Source organism: Gordonia oryzae (genome assembly GCF_003797185.1).
GTDB classification, from domain to species: Bacteria; Actinomycetota; Actinomycetes; order Mycobacteriales; family Mycobacteriaceae; genus Gordonia; species Gordonia oryzae.
Map to the genome: position 1 here is coordinate 1 of NZ_RKMH01000022.1, position 22,585 is coordinate 22,585.

At 65.7% G+C, this 22,585-nt stretch carries 23 protein-coding genes; 6 read left to right on the forward strand and 17 right to left on the reverse strand.

All coding sequences use genetic code 11. The features are described from left to right. Positions 1-161: 161 nt before the first annotated feature. The 4 genes from EF294_RS20165 to EF294_RS20180 form a co-directional block, all read right to left on the reverse strand. Positions 162-449 (reverse strand): YciI family protein, encoded by a 288-nt coding sequence (locus tag EF294_RS20165; RefSeq protein ID WP_123932832.1) that lies wholly within the window; start codon positions 447-449, stop codon positions 162-164. Positions 450-496: 47 nt separating this feature from the next. Then, positions 497-1,069, reverse strand: coding sequence for a TetR/AcrR family transcriptional regulator (locus tag EF294_RS20170; RefSeq protein WP_123932834.1), 573 nt, complete (start codon positions 1,067-1,069; stop codon positions 497-499). Positions 1,070-1,183: 114 nt separating this feature from the next. Continuing rightward, complete coding sequence (locus tag EF294_RS20175; protein ID WP_123932836.1) at positions 1,184-2,320, reverse strand: CaiB/BaiF CoA transferase family protein; 1,137 nt, start codon at positions 2,318-2,320, stop codon at positions 1,184-1,186. After that, on the reverse strand, positions 2,317-3,501 hold the full coding sequence (locus EF294_RS20180; RefSeq protein ID WP_425459455.1) for an acyl-CoA dehydrogenase family protein: 1,185 nt from the start codon (positions 3,499-3,501) through the stop codon (positions 2,317-2,319). Before EF294_RS20180 ends, EF294_RS20175 begins: the two co-directional genes overlap by 4 nt. A 140-nt stretch (positions 3,502-3,641) precedes the next feature. On the opposite strand from EF294_RS20180, the gene EF294_RS20185 reads away from it, so the two are divergent. Next, positions 3,642-4,673, forward strand: a complete 1,032-nt coding sequence (locus EF294_RS20185; protein WP_123932840.1) for a LacI family DNA-binding transcriptional regulator — start codon at positions 3,642-3,644, stop codon at positions 4,671-4,673. Here the strand turns inward: EF294_RS20185 and EF294_RS20190 are convergent. Continuing rightward, complete coding sequence (locus EF294_RS20190) at positions 4,670-5,434, reverse strand: hypothetical protein (RefSeq protein ID WP_123932842.1); 765 nt, start codon at positions 5,432-5,434, stop codon at positions 4,670-4,672. The genes EF294_RS20185 and EF294_RS20190 overlap by 4 nt on opposite strands. A gap of 131 nt (positions 5,435-5,565) precedes the next feature. Continuing rightward, complete coding sequence (locus EF294_RS20195) at positions 5,566-6,240, reverse strand: carbonic anhydrase (RefSeq protein WP_123932844.1); 675 nt, start codon at positions 6,238-6,240, stop codon at positions 5,566-5,568. Here EF294_RS20195 and EF294_RS20200 point away from each other — a divergent pair. Both EF294_RS20200 and EF294_RS20205 read left to right on the forward strand, forming a co-directional pair. Beyond that, positions 6,239-7,201 (forward strand): HhH-GPD family protein, encoded by a 963-nt coding sequence (locus tag EF294_RS20200; RefSeq protein ID WP_246007992.1) that lies wholly within the window; start codon positions 6,239-6,241, stop codon positions 7,199-7,201. The two genes, EF294_RS20195 and EF294_RS20200, sit on opposite strands and share 2 nt — an antisense overlap. A gap of 54 nt (positions 7,202-7,255) precedes the next feature. Next, the gene (locus tag EF294_RS20205) at positions 7,256-8,296 is read left to right on the forward strand and encodes a DUF2189 domain-containing protein (protein WP_246007993.1); all 1,041 of its coding nucleotides are present in this window, start codon (positions 7,256-7,258) and stop codon (positions 8,294-8,296) included. 233 nt (positions 8,297-8,529) lie between these two features. Here the strand turns inward: EF294_RS20205 and EF294_RS20210 are convergent, their stop codons facing one another. Together EF294_RS20210 and EF294_RS20215 are read right to left on the reverse strand one after the other, a co-directional pair. Further along, positions 8,530-9,336, reverse strand: coding sequence for an alpha/beta fold hydrolase (locus EF294_RS20210; protein WP_123932904.1), 807 nt, complete (start codon positions 9,334-9,336; stop codon positions 8,530-8,532). 35 nt (positions 9,337-9,371) lie between these two features. After that, a complete protein-coding gene (locus EF294_RS20215) occupies positions 9,372-10,145 on the reverse strand; it encodes a glucose 1-dehydrogenase (RefSeq protein ID WP_342774374.1) in 774 nt (257 codons plus the stop codon). Positions 10,146-10,428: 283 nt separating this feature from the next. Between EF294_RS20215 and mhuD the strand changes: the two genes are divergently transcribed. The 3 genes from mhuD (at position 10,429) to EF294_RS20230 (ending at position 13,050) form a co-directional block, all read left to right on the forward strand. Next, complete coding sequence (mhuD, locus tag EF294_RS20220) at positions 10,429-10,737, forward strand: mycobilin-forming heme oxygenase MhuD (RefSeq protein WP_123932848.1); 309 nt, start codon at positions 10,429-10,431, stop codon at positions 10,735-10,737. Positions 10,738-10,787: 50 nt separating this feature from the next. Continuing rightward, the gene (locus tag EF294_RS20225; protein ID WP_123932850.1) at positions 10,788-11,429 is read left to right on the forward strand and encodes an LON peptidase substrate-binding domain-containing protein; all 642 of its coding nucleotides are present in this window, start codon (positions 10,788-10,790) and stop codon (positions 11,427-11,429) included. A gap of 136 nt (positions 11,430-11,565) precedes the next feature. Next, positions 11,566-13,050, forward strand: a complete 1,485-nt coding sequence (locus EF294_RS20230) for an aldehyde dehydrogenase (protein ID WP_123932852.1) — start codon at positions 11,566-11,568, stop codon at positions 13,048-13,050. Between the two features lie 33 nt (positions 13,051-13,083). Here EF294_RS20230 and EF294_RS20235 read toward each other — a convergent pair whose 3' ends face one another. The 9 genes from EF294_RS20235 to EF294_RS20275 are packed head-to-tail and all read right to left on the reverse strand — an operon-like array spanning position 13,084 to position 22,584. Continuing rightward, positions 13,084-13,638, reverse strand: coding sequence for a hypothetical protein (locus EF294_RS20235; RefSeq protein WP_123932854.1), 555 nt, complete (start codon positions 13,636-13,638; stop codon positions 13,084-13,086). 18 nt (positions 13,639-13,656) lie between these two features. After that, positions 13,657-14,343 carry a hypothetical protein gene (locus EF294_RS20240; RefSeq protein ID WP_185091175.1) on the reverse strand — a complete coding sequence of 229 codons (687 nt, stop codon included), beginning with the start codon at positions 14,341-14,343 and terminating at the stop codon, positions 13,657-13,659. After that, on the reverse strand, positions 14,343-15,146 hold the full coding sequence (locus tag EF294_RS20245; RefSeq protein WP_123932858.1) for a hypothetical protein: 804 nt from the start codon (positions 15,144-15,146) through the stop codon (positions 14,343-14,345). The genes EF294_RS20240 and EF294_RS20245 overlap by 1 nt, the downstream gene beginning before the upstream one ends. Continuing rightward, positions 15,143-16,573: an MCE family protein gene (locus EF294_RS20250; RefSeq protein WP_123932860.1), complete on the reverse strand. Its 1,431-nt coding sequence runs from the start codon at positions 16,571-16,573 to the stop codon at positions 15,143-15,145. Before EF294_RS20250 ends, EF294_RS20245 begins: the two co-directional genes overlap by 4 nt. Continuing rightward, positions 16,573-17,832 (reverse strand): MlaD family protein, encoded by a 1,260-nt coding sequence (locus tag EF294_RS20255; RefSeq protein WP_123932862.1) that lies wholly within the window; start codon positions 17,830-17,832, stop codon positions 16,573-16,575. The genes EF294_RS20250 and EF294_RS20255 overlap by 1 nt, the downstream gene beginning before the upstream one ends. Further along, positions 17,832-19,103, reverse strand: a complete 1,272-nt coding sequence (locus EF294_RS20260; RefSeq protein ID WP_123932864.1) for an MCE family protein — start codon at positions 19,101-19,103, stop codon at positions 17,832-17,834. The genes EF294_RS20255 and EF294_RS20260 overlap by 1 nt, the downstream gene beginning before the upstream one ends. A gap of 1 nt (position 19,104) precedes the next feature. Continuing rightward, entirely contained in the window at positions 19,105-20,352 is a 1,248-nt protein-coding gene (locus EF294_RS20265; protein WP_185091176.1) for an MCE family protein, read from the reverse strand. Continuing rightward, a complete protein-coding gene (locus tag EF294_RS20270) occupies positions 20,349-21,410 on the reverse strand; it encodes an MCE family protein (RefSeq protein ID WP_123932868.1) in 1,062 nt (353 codons plus the stop codon). The genes EF294_RS20265 and EF294_RS20270 overlap by 4 nt, the downstream gene beginning before the upstream one ends. Further along, positions 21,403-22,584 carry an MCE family protein gene (locus tag EF294_RS20275; RefSeq protein WP_123932870.1) on the reverse strand — a complete coding sequence of 394 codons (1,182 nt, stop codon included), beginning with the start codon at positions 22,582-22,584 and terminating at the stop codon, positions 21,403-21,405. The genes EF294_RS20270 and EF294_RS20275 overlap by 8 nt, the downstream gene beginning before the upstream one ends. Between the last annotated feature and the right edge of the window lies 1 nt (position 22,585).

Here is a 22,585-nt window from a genome sequence, read left to right on the forward strand (position 1 = left end):
CCGCAGAATCCATCATCGAGAAAGTCCAACGCGGACGCGACGCCCTCAACCAGATCAAATCCCAGACAGACCACTAGGGTGTGTCTCCCAATTCCCTTTGCGGGTCTTGGCGGCCCGTTTGCGCCAATCCCTCGCAGAAGAATTGGGAGACACACGATAGCTCACTGCGCGAGAAACGCCAGCCGCGGATCGGTCGTGTTCGGTTCGATGTCGATGATCTCGGCAGCGACGACGCCGTGAATGACGAAGGGGTCCTGGGCAACTCGCGCCTGGATCTGTTCGCGCGTACCACCGGCGGCAACCAGCGCGCCACCCAATCCAGGACGGATGCTGCCGACCAGCACGAAGATACCTTCGGCGACACCGCGTTGCACCCATGCCTGGTGCGCGGGCAGGTGGTCTGCGGCGGCGGACTTGTTGTCAGAGAAGCGGAGAATGATGACGAACATGCGAACTCCTTTGTTAAAGCAGCGGTCAGGCCAGCGGGCCGAATTGGTCAGGCCGCGGCGATCTCGTCGCTGAGCCATTGTTCGAATCGATCGACCTCGCGGCGAGTCCACGCCGGGTCGCGAAACGCGTGGGATACAACTGCTGTGCCCTGGCTGAACATCAGCGTGTGCAGCGCAAGGTCCTCAGCATCGGCTCCGCGGCCGAGTAGACCGAATTGCACTGCCAGCCAATCGCGGAACATCGCAAAGATACGCACCGCCTGCGGACGCGCCCGGTGGTCGAGCTTGCCCAACTCGCTCACGAGGGTTCCGGCGGGACATCCATGCTGGGTAATCGCAGCCTCGTTACGGATCACGATCTCCACGAATTGTCGAATGCGAACTGCCGGATCGGTTGACGCGGCTTCCCACTCGTCGAGCATGGCACGCGTTCGCGCGGCACGATGGTCGGTGACCGCGCGGAGGATCTCGTCCTTGGTCTTGAAGTGGTGATAAAAGTTGCCCCGCGAGATCCCGACTGCCGAGGCGACCATGGCGAAAGACGTATGCTCAAAACCGTTCTCATAGAACAACTGATCGGCGGTCTCGACGATCCGATCTCTGGTCAATTGCGCCGACATCGTCCGATGAACCTCCTCACGCGCGCCCTAGGACATTCGTCCTAGCGACTGCACATGAGATTAGGACACGCGTCCCAGGTACGCAAGCCCCACACCGGGCTCACCATCCACCGATCAGCGCGACCCCTCGGCCAGCGACCGGTCGTTCTCCCCAAGTCCGGGCGGCGCGGTGCGGTAGGTCGGTGGGGTTACGCTCATCCGAATCGGGTTCGCGATCTGCTTGATCGGAGCCTCACGCCGCGGATCGTCGATCTCGACGACTGGGTCGAGTTCGAGCCTCTCGGCCAGCGCTATCGCGTCGGCGACGTCATTGAGCGGCCCGCACGGCACCCCGCGCGCGGTGAGCGCGGTGAACCACGCGTCGGCAGTGTCTCGGGCCAGCGCCTCGTTGAGTAGCCCGACCAGTTCGTCGCGGTGCGCCACCCGCGCGGTGTTGGTCGAATAGCGTTCATCTACAGCCACATCGGGCCGCCCGAGTACATCGACCAGCGCCGCGAACTGCCGGTCATTACCGACCGCGAGAACCAGTGGCCGGTCGGCCGCCGAGAACACCTCGTACGGCGTGATGCTCGGGTGCCGATTCCCCATGGCATGCGGCACCACACCCGCGGCCACGTACGCCGACGACTGGTTGACCAGGGCCGAAAGCAACGACGACAGCAGGTTCACCTCGATGCGCTGGCCCTGGCCGGTCATGTCCCGATGACGCAGCGCGGCAAGGATACCCACCGCAGCGTGCAGGCCGGTGATGACGTCGACCATCGCGACGCCGACCTTGGTCGGGGTGTCGGCGTCGGGTCCGGTGATGCTCATCAGGCCGCCAACCGCCTGAATCAGCAGATCATAACCCGGTAGCTGATTGTTGCCTCCGAAGCCGGTGACTGAGCAGTACACGATATCCGGATTGCTTTGCGCGACAGCGTCATATCCGAGACCCAAGCGATCCAGAGTGCCGGGCAAGAAGTTCTCGACAACGACGTCGGCCCGATCGGTCAGCTCGCGGGCGGCGGCCAGTCCGGCGGGATCGGCGAGGTCCAGGGCCACCGACTCCTTGTTGCGATTGACCGACAAGAAGTACGACGAGTCCTCGCCAACCCACGGCGGACCCCAACTGCGGGTGTCGTCGCCGGTGCCGGGTCGCTCGACCTTGATGACCTCGGCGCCGAGGTCGGCGAGCAGCATCGTGGCGTACGGACCGGCCAGTACCCGACCGAAGTCGGCGATGACCAGCCCGTCCAGGGCGCCCGTCACCGGAACGCGCCCTCCCCGGTCAGTGCTTTGCCGATGGTCAGTTGATGCACCTCCGAGGTGCCCTCGTAGGTCAGTACCGATTCGAGGTTGTTGGCGTGCCGGATCACCGGATATTCCAAGGTGATCCCGTTGGCGCCCAGAATGGTTCGGCACTCACGAGCGATCGCGATCGCCTCACGCACATTGTTGAGCTTGCCGGTGCTGACCTGTTCCGGGCGGAGTTCGCCACGGTCCTTGAGCTGGCCGAGGTGATAGGCGAGCAGATGCCCCTTGCCCACCTCGAGCGCCATGTCGGCGATCTTGGTCTGCGTGATCTGGTATGCCGCAAGCGGTTTGTCGAATACAGCGCGTGACTGCGCGTATTCGACGGCCGTTTCCAGGCAGTCGCGGGCGGCACCGATCGCACCGAAGATGATGCCGAAACGCGCCTCGCCCAGGCTCGTCAGCGGCCCACGGAGTCCGGCGGCCTCCGGCAGAATCGCCGACGCCGGCAACCGCACGTCGTCGAGCACCAACTCGGAGGTGACCGAGGCCCGCAGCGACATCTTCTTCGTGATCTCCGGTGCCGAGAACCCCGGGGTATCGGTCGGGACGACGAATCCCCGGATGCCGCGCGGAGATTCCTCGAGATCGGTCTGCGCCCACACCACCGCGACATCGGCGATCGACCCGTTGGTGATCCACATCTTGGTGCCGTTCAGTATCCAGTCGTCGCCGTCGCGTTTGGCGTTGGTGCGCATCCCCGCGGGATTCGACCCGAAGTCCGGCTCGGTCAGCCCGAAGCATCCGATGGCATCGCCGGCGGCCATGCGCGGCAACCACTCCTGCTTCTGCTCCTCGCTGCCCCAGTGGTGGATCGAGAACATCGCCAGCGATCCCTGAACCGACACCAGACTACGGATACCCGAGTCGACGGCCTCGAGTTCGAGGCAGGCCAGTCCGTAGGCGGTCGCACTGGTCCCCGGGCAACCGTATCCCTCCAGGTGCATGCCGAGGGCGCCGAGCGCGCCGAGTTCCTTCGCCAGTTCACGGGCCGGGAGCGACCCTTTCTCGAACCAGTCACCGATGTGCGGCCGCAGCCGCTCCCGACCGAACTTGCCGACGGTGTCGCGGATGGCGATCTCGTCGGCGTCGAGCAGCGAGTCGAGGGCGAACAGTTGCGTGAGGTCCTGAGCGGGCATGGGCATCCTCCTGGCGGGTGCGAGAACCGTGTGCAATCGTTTGTGAGAACGTTTGCACGATCGTTTGCATCACGTAGGCTATGGCGCATCGCCGCATTCGTCAACAAGCGCGCCGACCCGAGGAAGGACCACCACCGCCGATGCCAGGACAGTCGTCAGACAGCCGGCCGACGCGTGGCCAGCGGGCACCGACGCTCAAGGAGATCGCCGAGCACGCCGGGGTCCACGTGTCGACGGCGTCGCGGGTATTGCGGCAGCCCGAGCCGGTCGACGGCTGGTCACCCTCGGCCCAGCGGGTGCGTCACGCAGCCGAGGAACTCGGCTACCGCCGCAACGTCTGGGCGGCCAGCCTGCGGACCCGCAAGACGACGACTCTCGGGGTCGTGATGACCCGCCTGACCGATGGCGTCGTCGCCACCACTTATCAGGGCATCGACGAAGCCGCCACGCGCGCAGGCTATTCGGTGTTGTTGGCGAGCCCACCCGACGACGCCGCCGCCCAACGTGACGCGATCGAGTTGCTCGTCGGCCGCCGGGTCGACGGTCTGCTCCTGGGCGGATTACACGCTCCGGCAGCCGAATTCATCGAGTCGCTGACGGTGAACGTACCGATGCTGACAGTCACCAGGCATGCCGACGCCGGCCTGCCCTTCGTCGGTGGTGATGACCGCGGGGGAGGCCGGCTCGCGGCACGGTATCTGATCGATCGCGGGTATACCGACCTCGCCGTCATCGGCGGACCCGCACACGCCACCACCGCCACCGACCGACTCGCCGGATTCCTCAACGGTCTCGGCGAGGCGGGAATCGAGTTGGCGCCCAGCAGGATCGTGACGTCGGCTTTCGACGTCGACGGCGGTATCGTGGCCGGTCGTCAACTGCTCGACGGTCCCGACCGGCCACGCGCGATCTTCACCGTCTCCGACACCATCGCCATCGGTGTGCTCGGCGTGGCCCGCGACCTCGGCCTGCACATACCGGCCGACCTCGCGCTCGTCGGCTACAACGACATACCCATCGCGGCCCAGCTGCCGGTGCCACTGACAACAGTCGCGTCCCCGGCACGCCGGATCGGTGAGACGGCGGCTCGTGGCCTGCTCGATCTCATCGAAGGGCGCGACGTTGTATCGGCGCTCCTACCCGTCGAATTGATGGTGCGCGGGACCGGTTAGGGCTGGGCCGGCGCCACGAAATTGAACGTGATCGGCGCCGACTCCTTCTCGCCGAGCTTTCCGATGGCCTGATAAGAGCCGGCGGGCACCGGGTTACGTGGCTTGTCGCAGCCCGGGTTACTGGTGGTGCCGGACCACGTGATGGTGTCCTTGACCTGCTGCTGCGGCGCCAGCACCTGGTTGTTGACGGTATTGATCTGCGAGCAGTCGCTGGCGGTCCACAGCGTGCGGGTGCCGTCGAGGGTGCGCACGATCACGTTTTGAGCGGCCTTGCCGACATCGCGGGCACATGCGGACAGTCCCGCATTGGTGACGACAATGGTGAACACCGGCTGACTACCGGTGGTGTAGGTCGGCTTGTCGGTGTAGAGCACGACGGCGATCGAATTGTCCGGGCACAGCGGCATGTTCGCGTCGGCGGCCGCGGGATTGCCTCCCGGCGCCGGTGCGACCGCCGAGCCCGACGGCGACGCGCTCGGGTTGGCACTGCTGTGGCCGGGCGCACCCCCGCCACCACCGCCGGTGCCGCCACCGGACGGCGCCTGCGACGGATCGACCGAGGCATTGGTCGTCGCGGTCGACGGTGTCGTCGATGAGGGGGTCGCCGTGGACGCGGTATTCGACGTGTCGTCACCGCCACCCGATTGCGCCCACACGACCAACCCGACCACCAGGGCGAGCACAGCCACCAGCACTCCACCGGCGACGATGCGTCGTCGCCAATAGATCTCAGGTGGGAGTGGCCCTTGCGGTTCGATCACGCCCCAACGCTAACGGCCGCGCCGACCACCCTCGGCGAGGCCGGTCGGCGTGTCGCATGAAACGTGCGGGGCCGGTAAGGTAACGGGGCCTGTGAGGCAGGGGGCCATCACGCGCGCCGCCGCCACGGTGCCTAAGCCGATTCGGCGTCGGGGAGTTCGGTGTGCGCCACCGGCAGGACGGCCTGACCACTCACGCCGATATCGCCGTATACCCCGCGCAGCTGAACAGCGCCCTCGCTCAGGGCGTAGGTCAGCCCGACGATGGCCAGCTTTCCCGCGGCGACACGGTCGGCGATGATCCGACTGCGCTGCATCAGCAGCTGACCGGTCTCCACGACGTGGCGTGCCTCGAACTCGTCGACGCGCGTCAGGCCCTCGCTGCGACCGGCCAGGATGCTGGGCGTCACCCGTTCGACGACGTCGCGGATGTAGCCGCCGGGGATCTGCAGGTCGTCGAGCGCGTCGAGGGTCGCCTTGACCGCACCGCAACTGTCGTGACCGAGGATCACGATCAGCGGGACCTCGAGCACCTCCGCCGCGTACTCGAGCGAGCCGAGGACCGCGGAGTCGAGGACATGACCGGCGGTGCGAACGACGAACATGTCGCCGAGGCCCTGATCGAAGATGATCTCGGCGGCCAGGCGTGAGTCCGCGCATCCGAACAGCACGACGTGCGGGTTCTGCCCGGCGGCGAGGCGGTGACGGTCCTCGATACCCTGGCTGGGATGTTGCGATTCTCCGGCGACGAAGCGCCGGTTGCCCTCCAGGAGTACCTGCCATGCACGTTTCGGGGTGAGTCCGATCATGGGAACCAGTCTGCCACCTACCACCGTTCTCGCATGGTTCGATCGCCATGAACGCGATCTGCCCTGGCGTGCGCCCGGGCTGCCGGCCTGGCAGATCCTCATCAGCGAGATCATGTTGCAGCAGACCCCGGTGTCCCGGGTGATCGGCCCGTGGACCGAATGGGTGCAGCGCTGGCCCACGCCCTCGGCGATGGCGGCGTCGACTCCGGCCGAGGTGCTGCGCGCCTGGGGCAAGCTCGGCTATCCCCGGCGCGCGCTGCGTCTGCACGAATGCGCCAAGGTGCTGGCCGCCGACCACGGTGACCGGGTCCCCGAGGACGTCGCGACAATGTTGAGCCTGCCGGGCATCGGCGACTACACCGCACGCGCGGTCGCCTGCTTCGCCTACGGACAGGCGGTGCCCGTCGTCGACACCAATGTGCGACGAGTGATCGCGCGGGCGGTGCACGGCCGGGCCGAGCCCGGCAATCCGTCCCGCTCGGATCTCGACGACGCCGACGCACTACTCCCGCGGACGCCGCGTGGATCGTTCGCCCACTCCGCGCCCCGCTATTCAGCGGCGCTGATGGAGCTGGGCGCGTTGGTGTGTACGGCGCGCAACCCGCGATGTGACGACTGTCCCATCAGCGATTGTGCATGGGTGACGCTGGGTCGGCCCGCCCACGTGGGACCGCGGCGACGGGTGCAGAAGTTCGCCGGTACCGACCGCCAGGTTCGCGGGCTACTCCTGGACGTATTGCGTGACAACGACTTTCCAGTCGATCGGACACGTCTGGACGCGGTGTGGACCACTGATGCGGCGCAGCGCGACCGTGCGCTGGACTCATTGCTCACCGACGGGCTCGTCGAACTCACCGCCGACGGTCGGTACTGCCTGGCGGGTGAGGGGTCGCCAGAGGCCGATTCCGACGTCGGCGAGCCTCTGCACCCATCGGAGGACAGATCTCTACAGGCCAGATGACACCGTAGGCGCAACTTCACCCGATTGCGGCTTTCACCTGCTAACTTGTCCCCCATGACAGAGCCGCCCAACGAAGGTCCCGACTTCAGCAAGCCGCAGCAGCCCGGATACGGTCCGCCGAATCCGCAGGGCCCGGGAACCCCCGATCCCTACGGCTCCACCCAGTACGGGCAGACACCACCCCCGCAGCAGCCGCCGGGCTACGGCCAGCAGCCCCCGTCGTATGGACAGCAGCCTCCCGGATACGGTCAGCAGCCGGGCTATGGCGCACCCGAATCCGGTGCTCCGGCAGGCGGATACGGCGCGGTGCCGCCCGGCGCCACGCCCCCGCCGTACGGCGCACCCGGGGCCGGAGTACCCGGGGCACCGACGGGCGCTCCGCAGCAGGTCAACATCGGTGAGGCGCTGAGCTGGGCGTGGGCCCAGTTCAAGGCCAACCCCGGACCGATGATCGTGCCGGGACTGATCATGTTCCTCATCGGCGGTGTCATGGTGGGCGTGTACTTCGCGATCATCGCGCTGTCCACGTCGACGACCACCAAGACCTTCGACAACGGGTACGGCGGTACCTACAGCTACGACGTGCAGACGAGCAGTCTGGGCATCGGCGCCGTCCTGCTCGGAATTCTGCTGTACGTCCTCGTATTCGTCGCCGTCATATACCTGTCGGCGTCGATGATCACCGGGGCACTGCGCGTCGCCGACGGTCAACCGGTCACCGTGGCGACATTCCTCAAGCCGGACCGCCTCGGTCCGGTCGTCGGCACGGCCATCGTCGTGGGCCTGATCACCGCGGTCGGCCTGGTGCTCTGCATCATCCCCGGCCTGATCGCAATCTTCCTACTGCAGTTCTCGATCTTCCTCGTCATCGACAGGAAGCTCGGACTCGGTGCTGCGCTGAGCGCGTCGAGCAACCTCGCACGCTCGTCGGTGTCGAATGCATTGCTGACCCTTGTGGTTGCCTACGTGCTCTCCTACATCGGCACCATCCTCTGCTACATCGGCCTGATCGTGACATGGCCGCTCGGACAACTGTTCTACGCACACTGCTACCGGCGGCTGACCGGCGGCTACGTCGCGCCGGCGCCCGTCTAGGGTGTGTCTCCCAATTCTTCTGCGAGGGATTGGCGCGAACGATTGCGTTCCGGCAAGGCGGAGGAGGAAGCGATAGCGGCAGCTATCGTGACCGACGACAACGCGGCCAGGGCGCAATCGGGCCGCCAAGACCCGCAAGGGAATTGGGAGAAACACCCCTAGGCCAGGCCCTCTCAACGAACGCCGGCGCCCGTCGTCCCCTTCACGGTGGCGGCGGGCGTCGGCGTCGGGCCTCACCGCAAGCGCGACGACAAGCCCGAGAGGAACGCCTCGACCGCCCCCCGGTAGAAGTCGGGCGCGTCGTCGTGGATGAGATGACCGGCTCCGGCGGCGAGTAGGTACGTCGCGAAGTCATTTCCCGAGGCCATCTTTCGCATGTGGCCGGGCGGGGTGACCCCGGCCTGGGCTTCCATCACCAGACTAGGTACACCGACTTTCCACCACTGCGCCCAGAACTCCCGCCGACCCCACTCGTCGGCGATCGCGGCCCAGGTGGTGAGGTCGCCGTGCAGCCGTCCGTCGTCGAAGGCCTCATAGAAGTATCGACCCGCGACCGGGCCGAACATCGCGACCGTCTCGGCGAGCGAGTCGAACCGCTCCGGCCAGGACGAGAACCACGGTGTCCAGTTCTCGGTGGTTCGGCCGCGGAAATCCGGGGCCATGTCCTCCACCACGAGCGCCGACACCAATTCCGGGTACCGGGCGGCTACACACCACGAGTGCAGCGCGCCCATCGAATGACCAACCAGCACAGCAGGACCCAGGTCGATCCAGGTGAGAATCTCGGCGAGGTCGGCGGCAAACCGCTCGGTCGACACCTGACCCGGATCGGTGAGAACGGCATCGGGCGCACCAGTGTGGAACGCCGCGTCGAAGGTGAAGACCCGACCGTAGCGCCGTAGCCACGGCACCTGTCGACGCCAGGTACGGCCCCGGCCCATCAGACCGTGGACGAGCACGATCGGACCCACTCCCTGGGCCGGGTCATCGGCGCCGAGTCCGCCGTAGTCGAGCAACCCCCGATCGGGCGCACCTCGCATCACAACCGACGAGGTTACCCGGCACCGACCGCCGACTAGAGCAAGGACGCCACCATTCCGCCGTCAAGGACCAGACTGCTTCCGGTACACCACGAGGCCTGCTCCGACGCGAAGAATGTCACTGCTGCGGCAACCTCTTCCGGCGTGCCATATCGGCCTTGCTTTTCGGCGATGAACGGCCCAAATCCGCCATCGGGAAGTCCGAGTGCGGCTTCGAAGTGCGGCGCGGCAGCAGTGACCAAGTGAGTGTCGATGAACCCGGGCAGTACTGCGTTGATACGGATACCGTGTTCGCGGAACTCGATGGCTGCGGTCTCGGTTAGATTGCGCACTGCAGCCTTGGCGGCAGCATAGGCTGCGATGAGCGGCGAACCTGCAGTCGAGGTGATGGAGCTGATCGTCACGATGGCTCCGCCGCCGGATTCAATGATCGCGGGAGCCGCATAGCGAATGGACAAAAACACTCCGTCGAGATTTACTGCCGTCGTCCGCCGCCAATCCGCCAGGGACATTTCGGCGATCGGCTGGACGAAGCCGACTCCCGCATTCGGCACCATGATGTGGAGGTCGCCCAAACGCTGCTTGGTCTGATTGACCAGCTCTTGAACCTGCTGTTCGTCGGTGACATCGGCAGGAATGCAGATGGCGCCGTCGATCGTCCCCGACACACGTTCCGCAGCTGCTGGATCGATGTCAGAGACCACAACCCGGGCTCCTTCTGCTGCGAACCGTCTCGCTATGGCCTCGCCGAGGCCGTTTCCCGAGCCGGTAACAATCGCCACTTTATCGGTGAGCGCTTTCGACATCATTCGTCCTTACATCCGCAGTTGGCTACGTGACTTGATCCGATTACCCGACATGGATCTGGCCCGGCCCGCCGACCTCGGGGCCGTGACTCTCGTCACAGTATTCAGGTGAATGGAATGTACACATGGCCGCAGGAGACCAAATTTTGATAGTCCGTTGTGCCACAGTAACAATCGCGTGAGACCCAAGCCCGATCCGCTTGAGACCGCGCCGCTGCGGCGCAATCCGGGAGGCGTGGTCGCGGTAGGGTTCCGACTCGATATCAGGGGGTCTAGGCTCGATGCCATGGCTGTCGTGAAGATCAATGCAATCCACGTCCCCGAAGGGGCCGGCCCCGAACTCGAGAAGCGCTTCGCCCACCGGGCCCACGCGGTCGACGGTTCGAAAGGCTTCCTCGGGTTCCAGTTGCTGCGCCCGGTCAAGGGTGACCAACGGTACTTCGTGGTCACCCAGTGGGAATCCGAAGAGGACTTCCAGGCGTGGGCGGCCGGGCCGGCTCGCGAGGCACACGCCGGCGAGCGTGCCAACCCCGTCGCCTCCGGAGCCGACCTCCTCGAGTTCGAGGTGGTCCTCGACGCCAAACCGAGCTCCTGACGCCCTCCGGTCCCGAACACTTCGCCGACGCGCAACTGCGCCCGGCGCCGATGTTCCCACTCGGGTCGGCCCTGCTCCCGGGAGAAAGCCTGCCGCTGCGCATCTTCGAGCCGCGCTACCGGCAGATGCTGCGCGACTGTCTCGCCGGTGACGCATCGCCGGGCGGATCGAACGCCGACGACCCACCGCCGTCTGGTTTCGGTGTCGTGCTAATCGCACGCGGCCGTGAGGTCGGCGGCGGCGACGTCCGGCATGACGTCGGCACCTTCGCCAACATCGACACCGCCGTCACCCAATCCGACGGTCAAGCACTGCTCTCGTGCACCGGAACCTGGCGGTTCCGGGTCGTCGACTGGCTCTCTGACGATCCGTATCCGCGAGCCCTCATCCGCCCGCTGTCGGAACCGTCGCTCGACGACGCGTCGGTTCAGCGCCTCATCGGAATCGGCGCGCGCGTGCGCCAACTGGTCGAGGAGTCGTTCGCCGCGCGCGGGGTTCCCCTCGACGACGACGTCCCGCTCTTCGACGCCGCCGACCTGGCCACCGTCGGTATCTTCGGCTGGGCGGGGCGGCTACCCATCGGGCCGGCTGACCGCCAGGAACTGCTCGAGGCTGCCGACTATCCCGCCCGATGCCACGTGTTCGACGAGGCCGTGGTGACCATGGAAGCCCGAATCCGCTTCGGCGCCTGAGCCGGTTGGTCGCAACCATTGGCGGCGATCGAGACGTAGATAATTAGAACGTGTTCTAGAATCGGCTGTGAAGGCATTTCACACGCGAGCCTCGCCATGCCCGGCGATGCGCCCGCAGGACCGAGGAGCAACTTTCATGACCGAGACCGCCGAGGCCGACACCCGCGTCGGGGGCGACCAGACCAGCCTGTACCTGGGAGGCACCTGGGTCGCACCGCATTCCACCGAGACCCTGGAGGTCTACTCCCCTGCCACCAGCGAACGCGTCGGATCGGTACCGCTGGCCGACGAGACCGATGTGGACACCGCCGTACGCACGGCGCGCGCCGCATTCGACTCGGGTGTGTGGTCGGCGCGACCGGCCGCCGAGCGTGCCGAGGTTCTCGAGCGCGTCGCCGACCTGATCGACGCCCGCTTCGACGAGATCGGCGCCGTGGTCTCCGCCGAGATGGGCGCCCCGCCGAGCGCCATCGACATGCTCCAGAAGCTGCCCGGAACTGGCGTGCTGCGGGCCTACGCCGACGCCGCGCGCAACTACCCGTGGCAGGAGTACCGCACCGGACTGTTCGGCACCACGCTGGTCACCCGTGAACCCGTCGGCGTGGTCGGTGCTATCACCGCGTGGAACGTCCCATTGTTCCTGGTATGCAACAAGTTCGGGGCAGCACTGGCCGCCGGTTGTTCGGTGGTGCTCAAACCGGCACCGGAGACACCGATGACGGCCAACCTGCTCGCGGAGATCTTCACCGAGGCCGGCGTACCCGAGGGCGTCATCTCGGTGGTACCCGGAGCGACCGTGACCGGCGAAGCCCTGGTGAATCACCCCGACGTCGACAAGATCACCTTCACCGGTTCGACCGCGGCGGGCAAGGCGATCGGCGCGGCCTGCGCGCAGAGCCTCAAACGCTGCTCCCTCGAGCTCGGCGGCAAGTCGGCGGCCATCGTCCTCGACGACGTCGACCTCGCCAACATCGGCATGTTGGTGTTCCTGGGGCTGTTCAACACCGGACAGGCGTGCGTCGCGCAGACGCGTGTCCTGGTGCCGCGCAGTCGCCATGACGAGATCGTCTCGGCGATGGTCGAGGCGGCCAAGGCGATGAAGGTCGGGTTGCCGACCGATCCGGAGGTCCAGCTCGGCCCGGTCATCAGTGAGCGCCAACGACAACGCATCGAAGCGTACATCGAGGCCGGCAAGAAGGCCGGGGCCACACCGGTATTGGAGAGCACCCGCCCAGCAGACCTGGATGGCGGCCACTTCATCACACCGACCATCTTCACCGGCGTCACCAACGACATGACCATCGCCCAGGAGGAGATCTTCGGCCCGGTGCTCTCGGTGATCAACTACGACGACGTCGACGAGGCCATCGCGATCGCCAACGACTCCGACTACGGATTGGCCGGGTCGGTGTGGACCTCCGACGTCGAACGCGGCATCGAGATCTCCGGCAAGATCCGCACCGGAACCTTCGGCATCAACTTCTACGCCATCGATCCCGGATCACCGTTCGGCGGCTACAAGAACTCCGGTATCGGTCGCGAATGCGGGCCGGAGGGACTCGAGTCCTTCGTCGAGCACAAGTCGACGATGCTGCCGATGGGGTACGAACCCGCGCAGTAGTGGCCGGTGACGCCTGGGTTGCCCGCGCGCAACTCAGGTGAACAGCATCGGCAGATGCCACAGCCGGGCGTGCGGCTCGATGAGCCAGAGTCGCACCCCGGTCAGGCGGATCAGTCGCGTGGTGCCGACGATCAGTAGGGCCGCCAAGGGGAGTTCGCCGAAGGCCGCGGTCAGCAGCGAGATCCAGCGGTCCGCGGGCGCGGCGGTCATGATGTCGAACCACACATCGCAGATCAGCAGGACACCGGTGGCAAAGCCGGCGAGCACCAGCAACTGCCGGCGCTGCCACGCCAGGACGGCGGTGGTCGCCATCATCACGACAAGCATGACGTCGAAACCAACCCAGGTGGTCGACCAGTTGTGGGCGACATAGTCGACCGGAAGGCTCAACCCCAAGAAGACGATCCACGGGATCAGGCCGATCGCACCACCGGCCATGAGCCCGATACGGGCACGACGAATTCGAGAGCGCTTCAACGGATCCGGCAACACGTCGTCGAGCGGGCGGGCCAGGCGGACGATCAGATCACGGCGCTCCTCGGAGGTCAGGGCGGCGATCTGATCATCGGTCAGAATGTGATCGCTCATCGCGTCGCCTCCCTCAGGTTACGGGGTTGGCACCACCGATGGCGCGGGTGCACTCGATGGAGGTGCCGGGGATGCCGGAGCCGAGGATTCCGGGCCCAGGGACTCCGGGGTGGACGTATCGCTCGGCCCAGGCAACGGTACCGCTCCGGGCGGCGGGGTCGACACCTGCTGAATCCGGCTGCGGAACGAGTCGTCGGTGATGATGTCGATGTTCTGGATCATCCAGCGGCCGTCCTGCTTGACCATCGCAAACGTCAACCGACTCGGATCGACGCGCACCAGATCCTTGCCGCCACGGCTGACCGACTGATTCATGAAGATCAGGACCGTCGAGGAGTCGCGGGTGTTGGTGACCACCCCGGCGTCCTGGATGACGGCCTGAGAGACCACCTGCTGCTTCTTCACACCCTCGACGAAGTCGATGTCCTGTCCCTGAACGGGATTGGTGATCAGCTTGTCGTACTGGGACTTCGCGGGACCGGTGACCACCGCCTGAGAACTCTTGACGTGGGCTTCGACGTTGCCCGGGTCGTAGCCGAACATCGTCGTGGCATACGACTTCGCCGCATCCAGCGACGAGTCCCGGGCCTGTTCGGTCCATCGGGCATCGAGGTACCGGTAGCCGAGCACCCCGGCGAGCGCCACCGATGCCACGACCAGCAACGCGAGAACACCCGCGAGGACCTGCGCAATCGAGATCCGCATTACGTCACCCACTCAAAATCGGTCATCTTCAGCTCACCGTTGATCCGAGTGATGTCGACCCGCCACCGGAAGGTCTGGACGATGGTCTGCTCCTTGGGATCCGTCGGCTTCATCTGCCAGCCGTAAACGACGATCACTGTGCCCTCGTCGGCGTCGGCCTTGGTCACGGCGTCGCTGATGACGGTGGACTGCACGTCGAGTTTCTGGTCCCGGATGAGCGAGACCGCTTGCCCCATGGACTCGTTGAGTCGCTGCTGGGCGGTGCCACTGGTCTTGTCCGACATGGTCTTCATGGCGGCATCGACGTTGCCCGGATTGAGACTGGTCATCGTGACCGTCATCTGCTGGGCAAACGAGGAGTACTCCGCGCGCAGATCCCGCTGATGGTCGATGCGTCCGAGTGCGATCGCGAACACCGCCGAGGCGACGAGGCATCCGACGATGACGATCACCGCGAGTCCCGTCGCGACCCACGCCAGGATCGAGCGATCCGACCGCGCCCGCAGCGCGGACACCTTGGTGACCGGTGCGGCATCGGCGCCACCTGAGGTGGCAGCCAACCTGCGTTGACGCCGCTCGCGATAGCTCAAGGAGGAAACCAACTCGTCCGGGTCGGCCACCGGACCGGTGCGCTCGGATGTGGTCGGGTCCCCCGCAGGCTGCTCGGGCGTCGCGGGAAGAGTCGGCGCGGTGTCAAGCGGTGGTGCCTCGACCGGTGGCGCCACGTCGGGCTTGGTCGGCCTACGACGTCGGCGCAGCGGCGCCGATCGGACCGGGGTCCGGGCCTGCGAAGCCGGCGTCACTGGGCGTCCACCGCTCCGGTGATCAGGCTCTGCCATGTGCTGCCTTGTCCTTGCTGATTGTTGTCGGTGCCGGTGCCGGCGTTGTACGTCCGTCCGTCGGGGCCGATGAAGTCACCCGACGCAGGATCGTACGTGGCGCCGTAGACCGCGGGGCCGTCCTCTGGCTCGGTCGGCGTCCCCTGCGTGACGTATCCGGCGGGCGCGGGCAGGACGCCCGGAATGCCGTTGGGGAACGGCACCACCCGATTACTGAGCGGCTTGTACCCGGTGCGGCATTCCTCGGGGGTCGGGGCCCGCCGGCCGGGGAATTCCACACACGGATAGTTGCGTGCGCCGCGCACGGCGATCTGCGAATTCTGCGGCACCCGGCACAGCAGGCCCGGCGGCAGCTCACGCGCGGTCTGCACTGCGGGGCTGCGCCACTGTGACGGCGGCAGGTAGCCGATGGTACAGGGCGGCGGATCCTGGAAACCCAGCGAGAACTCGACGCTCGGGCCGTACCGCGGGTCACCGGCGTTCAATGCGGTCAGCAGGGTGTCGATCAGCCGCGGATAGATCACCAGGACCTGTTGCAGGTTCGGCAGGTACACCGCTGTCGTCTTCGACACCGTGTTGAGGTTGGCCAGCAACAGGGGCAACGACTGGTCCATCGAGGCGAACAGCTTCTGCGCCGACGACGCCACCGAAGGCCCCTTCTGAAGCAGGTCGGTGATCTCGGGATTGTTGGCGCGCAACTGATCTGTCACCTTGACCGCGTCGGCGGTCCACGCCCGGATCGCCTCGGCGGTGGCCGACTGGGTCGCCATCAACGGTCCCGCCTGTTTGACGAGATCGATGGTCACATCCGAGTTCTTGTCGGCGTCGTCGACGAGCAGGATCATCGAGTCCATCAGCCGCCGCAGATCCTCGGCGGTGCCGTTGAACGCGTCGAAGGCCTCGTCGATGAGTGAGCGCAGATTGGCGTCGCCGACGCGGTTGAGTAATGCGGTTGCCTGGTCGAGGACCGACGAGATCTCCACCGGCACATCGGTAGTCGATACCGTTGTACCGTCGGCGAGGTAGTCCGAGCTGGAATCTCCGGTGGGCGGGGTGAATTCAACGTACTGTTCGCCGACCGCGGACACACTGTGCACCGACGCGGCAGAATTCGTGGGGATCTTTGCGCCACTGTCGATGGACAGGGTCGCCGCCACCCCGTTCTCGGTGAGTCGGACCGAGGTGACCTTGCCGACGTTGGCGCCGCGAAAAGCCACGTTGGCGTTCTCATACAGCCCACCGGTGTTGGGCAACTGGAGGGTCACCGCATACCGCCCGACCCCGAACATCGCCGGAATGCGCACGTAGAACAAGGCCATCGCGACGATCGCGATCACGGTGACGATCGCGAAGATGATCAGCTGAATCCGGACGAAACGGGTGATCTTCATCAGTTGCCGCCTCCGTTCGATCCCGGGGTGTTCTGGGTGGCCGGAATGGGAGGGTCGTTCTCCGAACGGGTTTCGTCACCCGGTTGCAGCGGCGAGGTGAACGGGTTGAGGCCACGTCCGGCTGCGCCGGCGGGCCGGCCGGTGACGCCCTCCGGGCCGACGACGCCGACCGACCGCAGGATGCTGCGCTGTAGCTTGGGGATCGTGAGGTCGAGGACGAGATCGGAGTTGATGTAGTCGCCCTTGACCATCGTCGGGATCTCCTCCTCCAGGAACGGGAAGGTCAGGAGCAGGCGCAGCGAGCCCGGCAGCGCCGGACCGGCAGCGGCGAGCCCACCGAAGGCCTTGGCCATGTTGGCCACAATCGTCTTGATGTCCTGCGCATTCGCATCGAGGACATCGTTGGTCGTCGACGACAGACGCCCGACCGCGTCGAGAGCGTTGACCAACTGCTGACGTTGGTCGTTGAGGAGCTTGAGGATCTGCGGGCCGTCACGCAACGCCTTCTGCAGCGTCGGGGTCTGCTGATTGACCGCGACGGTGAGCCGGTCGAGACCCTCACCCGCGCGAATGATGTTGTCGGTCTGGTTATTCAGGTCGCCGACGAGCGTGGTCAGCTGCGGGATCAGGGCCCGGATCTGCTGGTTGTGGCCATCGAAGATCTGGCTCATCTCACCGACGATGTCGCCGAACTGCGACAGCCCACCACCATTGAGCACCACCGACAACGCGCTGAGGACCTGCTCGGTGGTCGGATAGTTGCAGCCGACCACCTGTTGGGCCGAATTGATGTCGGCGACAGCGGCTTCGGTCGGCTGAGCGATGTTGTCGACCTTCGGGCATCTCGGCAGCGGGATCTGATCGCCGGCCCGCATGTAGCCCGTGGCGGTACCCGTCGGCTCCACGAGCTCGAGGTGGGTCGATCCGAGCACGCTGGTCATCCCGACCATCACGTGCGATCCGTCGGCCACCTTCACACCCGGGTTGAGCCGGATGTCGACCTTGGCGTTCCATCCGGGTGCGACGCTGATCGACCCGACGCTGCCGACCGTGGCGTCGTCGATGAGCACGGGAGCGTTGTTGGTCAGGCCCGCAGCACTCGGGATGACAGCACTGATCGTGTACGAACCGTCACCGGTGCCCTGTGCACCGGGTACCGGCAGGCTGTTGACGCCGTTGAAGCCGCACGCCGAAGCCAGCACCGTCACCGTGGCGACGAGCAGGGTCAGGCGTAGATCACGCCACCGCAGCCGGCGCATCAGCCCGCACCGCCCCACGGGACGAGCAGGTCGGCGAGCGGCCCGCCGCCGTCGGCGCGTCGGGTTGCCGCGTCCTGGTTGCGGATGCCCTGCCGAGCGCGCGCGGCCACGTCGGCGTCCTGGTAGGTCACCTGGCCGGGTGTCGCGTTGATGCCGTTGACCGGGTTGGACATAAACGGCGGGTAGGCGACGGCGATGGACTGCAACACCGGAGCCAGGGTGTCGACGCACTTGTCGATGTCGACCTGGCTCTGGCCGGGCCGGTTGTTGGCCTCCATCGTCCCGCACAGCAGCGTGATCAGGTTGTTGCCCATCCCGAGTCCGAACACCCCGGACAACGATCCGGTCAGTGGGTTGTAGATGTTGTAGAAGTTGGCGAGCTGGTTGGGCGCCGAATGCAGCAGCCCGCGCATCTGTTCGTCCTTGGCTGCGAGGATGCCGGTGGTCTGCGCCAGCCGCGACACCGCGCCGGTCAACGAGTTCTGATTGGTGTTGATGAAGTTCTGGACGTCGGTCATCGCCGAATCCAGGTTGTGCAGAGCGTCGTTGAGTTGATCGGTGTTGTCGGCGAGCACACTCGAGACCGATGCGATACGTCCGTTGAACTGCATCATCTGCTCGTGGCTCGACGAGAGCGCATCGGTGAGCTTCTGCAGGTTGCGGATGGTGGTGAACAGATCATCACGCCCCGATGCCAGCGTGCCCATCACATCGGAGAGCTGGGTGATCGAGTTGTTGATGGATTGCCCAGCGCCGTCGAGGTTCTGCGCGCCGACATCGATGGCGCGCGCCGCGGCGCCCGGATCGGCGCCGTTGGGGCCGACCGCATCGGTCAGTCGCTGCAGTTGTTGTTTGACCTGATCCCACTCCATCGGGACGGCGGTCCGCTCCATCGGGATGTCGGTGCCGTCGGTCATCTGCGGGCCCGACGAGTACACCGGGGTCAGCTGGATGAAGCGGCCCGACACCAGGCTCTGGGCGACGACGACCGCGCGCGCGTCGGCGGGGATCTTGACGCTGCGATCGACATCCATCTCGACCTTGACGTCACCGCTGCGCGGGGTGATCGAGGTGACGTGACCGACGTTGACGCCGAGCACCCGCACCGGGTCGCCGTTGTAGAGGCCGGTAGTGGTGGCGAAGTACGCGGTCAGCCGCGTGTTGGTGACCCGGTGGTAGCCGAAATACCCGGCCACCACGAGCAGAACGAGCAATACCAGCAGCGCGATGATCTGCCATGCGCGCTTGCCGATTCCGAGACGTCCGGTCATCTCAACCACCCGGCCTGGTCGTCGGGGTCGAGGGCGGCGGGGTGGGAATCGTCGGCGAGGGCACCGGCGTGCGCGGCGGGGGGTTGGCGCCCGGTGCCTGGCTCCACGCGTTGGGCAGCAACGGGAATCCCGAATACGAGAAGGCTTGCGCGACTTCGGGATACTTCTGCTGCAACACCTTCATGAATGTGGCGGTGTAGTCGCCGAAGGTGCTGACGCCGACCAGCGAGTCGAAGTTGGGTCCGTTGGCGACCGATTCGCCGAGGGCGTTGGCGAACGGCCCGAGCCGGTCGACGGTCTCCTTGAGGTTGTTCTCGTTGTCGTTGAGGATGTCGAGCACCTTGTTGAACTTGTCGAGCACCGGCGTCAGCTGGGTGTTGTTGTCGTTGATGAAACCGCTGATCTGCGCGGCGACGTCGCGTGTGCCGCTGATGAGCTGGGCGATCGCGGCACGCCGGAACTGCAATTCGCCGAGCAGCATGTTGGCGTCGAGGAGTAGTTGGTTGAGCTGCTTGCTGCGATCACCGATGACCTGGGTGACCCCGGAGGCCTTCGCGAGCAGCTCACGTAGCGCGTTGTCACGGTCGGCGACCGCCTTGGACAGCTTCGCGACACCGTCGACGGCTCCCTGCACCTGATCCGGGGTGGCCGAGAACGTCACCGACAGCGTGTCGAGGGCTTTGTTGAGTTCGGCGGTGTTGGTCTGCGAGAGGGTGTCGGTCGCATTGTCGAGGGCGTCGGTCAACGAGTACGGCGCGACGGTATTGCGGTTGGGGATCTCCCCTCCCGGCCCGATCCGCCCGATCCCGTGCGGCAGAATCGTCAGATTCCGTCGGCCCAGCACGGTTTCGGTCTTGATCGCGGCCTGGGTGTCGGTACCCATCGAGACCGTGTCGTTCATCCGGAAGCTGACGGCGGCCTTGGTTCCGGCGTCGGTGGACGCCAGGCGAATACCCTCCACGGTACCCACATTCACCCCGGCGACGGTCACGATGTCGCCGGCGACCAGGCCGCCCGCGTCGTCGAAGTAGGCGGTGTAGGTGCTGATCGGCGAGATCAGCGGTAGCTTGTCCATCTGTAGGGCCACCACAACCACCATCGCGGTCACCACGATGCCGATCACACCGATCTGCCTGCGGGTCCGCCCACCACGCTTGTTCTCGCGGGCCACATCGGCCTCGTCCGAACCGGATCGTTTGCTGCGAAACAAATGTCCGAACCGAACCCTACTCGTTCTCGGCGTACTCATGATTGCGACGAACACCTCCCCCCGGCCTTCGTGGTATCACCCATGACGTCGTTGGAGGTAAAGAAGTACTGTTTGCCGTCCGGACCACTGAGTAGCAGGCGAATCCTGCAGAAATATATCTGCAACCAGGCGCCATAGCTGCCGAGATTCGAGAGCGTCTTGTAGTCGTTGGGCAGGCGCGGCAGCAGCGACCGCAGGAACGGTTCGGCCGCAAGCACATTGTCCGACGCGACGCCGATGCTGGTCAGGGTGGACTTGAGTCCGGGGCGGGTCGAGGACAACAGATCGGCGAGTCCGTCGGTCACCTGCGCGGTCTGGGTCAGCGAGTTGCCGATGGTGCCGCGCTGTGCCGACAACCCGGTGATGAGCATCTGCATCTGGTCGATGCTGGTGTCGAGGCCACCGCGGTCACCGTCGAGAGTGCCGAGCATCTGATTCAGGTTGTCGATGACACTGTCGATCAACTGATCCCGGTCACCGAGCGCGCTGGTGAACGAGGCGGTGTCGGCGAGCAGTGTGTTCAGCGCCGGGCCCTGACCCTGGAAGACGGCCACCAGGGAGGTCGACAGTTCGTTGACCTCGTTGGCGTCGAGAGTGCGGAACAACGGTTTGAATCCGCCGAGGAGCTTGTCGAGGTCGAGGGCCGGTTCGGTCTGTGAGGTGGGGATCGTCTCCGACGGCGCGAGGGTGTGGTCGGGGTCGCCGGGTCCCTGCTGCAACTCGAGATACCGGTCGCCGGTGAGGTTTTCGTAGCGGATCAGCGCACGCACCGACGTGGGCAGCGTGTACTGGTCATCGACGGAGAACCTCACCAGAGCCTCGTTGTCGGGGGTCAACGAGACGTTGTCGACAGAGCCCACCTCAACGCCGGCGATCTTGACCTTGCTACCCGACTTGATCTGCGAGGCGCTGGTGAACAGCGCCCGGTAGTCGTCGGAGCTGCCGGACCGGTAGTTGCTGAACACCACGACGAGTCCGATGAACACCAGCACCATCACGATGGCGAAGGCACCTAGTTTGATGACGGTCGCGCGGAACGCGCGTGCGCGGTTATCCAAGATCGGGCTCCCCGAACAAGAGCTGGAAGAGCTTCTCCCGATTGACCTTCGGCGTCATCCGCGGCTGGTAGGGCACTGGCGCGTTGTCGGTCACATAGAACTTCGAATGCTCGGTCGTGTTGGGATTGCTCAGCCCGCCCGCGCAGGTCGGGGCCCCCTGGGCGTCGACCCGCGGCAGGCTGTTCGGATAGGTGTAGGGCTCCTTGCCCGGCAGCAGTCCAGCGTAGAGCTTCAACATGCCATTTTCGCCGCCCTCATAGGGTTTGGCCATGTCGGCGCCGATCGCCGTGGTACGCAGGAAGCACGAGATACCCGGTGACTGATATCCGAGAAGCTGTGACACCGGGTCGAATTGGGACAACGTCGCCATCAGGTCGGCCTTCGACGGGGCCAGGACGTCGTTGTTGATCGTGTTGGCCATGCCAGTCACGTTGATCAACAACGCATCGAAGTTGGAGGCGTTGTCGCGCAACGTGTTCCCCGTGTACACCGCGTTGTCGATGGTGCGCATGAGGTCACCCATCACATCGCCGTAGACATTGGTCACCGTGGCGGTCTGGCGGATCAGCTCGTCGAGTTCGGACAGATGCGGATTGGTCTTGCCGAGCAACCCCGACAGCGTGCCCAGCGAATTGCCGATGTCGGCGCCACGCCCGGACAGCGCTGTGTTGACCGCGCCGACGGTGGCGTTGAGTTTGTCAGGCTGGATCTCGGCGAGTACCGCGACCAACTGCTGATAGACGGTGTTGAGTTCGACGACGACGTGCTGGGCATCGATGTTCTGGCCGGGCTGCAATTGTCCGCTCGGCCCCGTCGGCGGCACCTCGAAGTACACCGACTTGGCCCCAAAAACGGTGTTGGACTTGATCTGTGCGGTCACGTTGCCTGGGATGTGTGACATCTGATCGGAGTTGATGTCGAGCGCGAGCACCGCGTGGTCACCGGTCTCGGTGATCGACTTGACGGTGCCCACCTGCACCCCGCGCAGGCGCACCTTGGCGTCGGGGCTCATCACCAGGCCGGCTCGCGGCGCCTGCAGGGTGATCTGTTCGGTTGAGGCGAACCAACCGAGGAACGACCCGGAAGCGGCAGCGATGATCGCGATCAGCCCGCCCACCAGGATGACCGCGGCCAGCTTGCGTACCCAGCTACTTCGTCCCTGTCGACTCGCCATC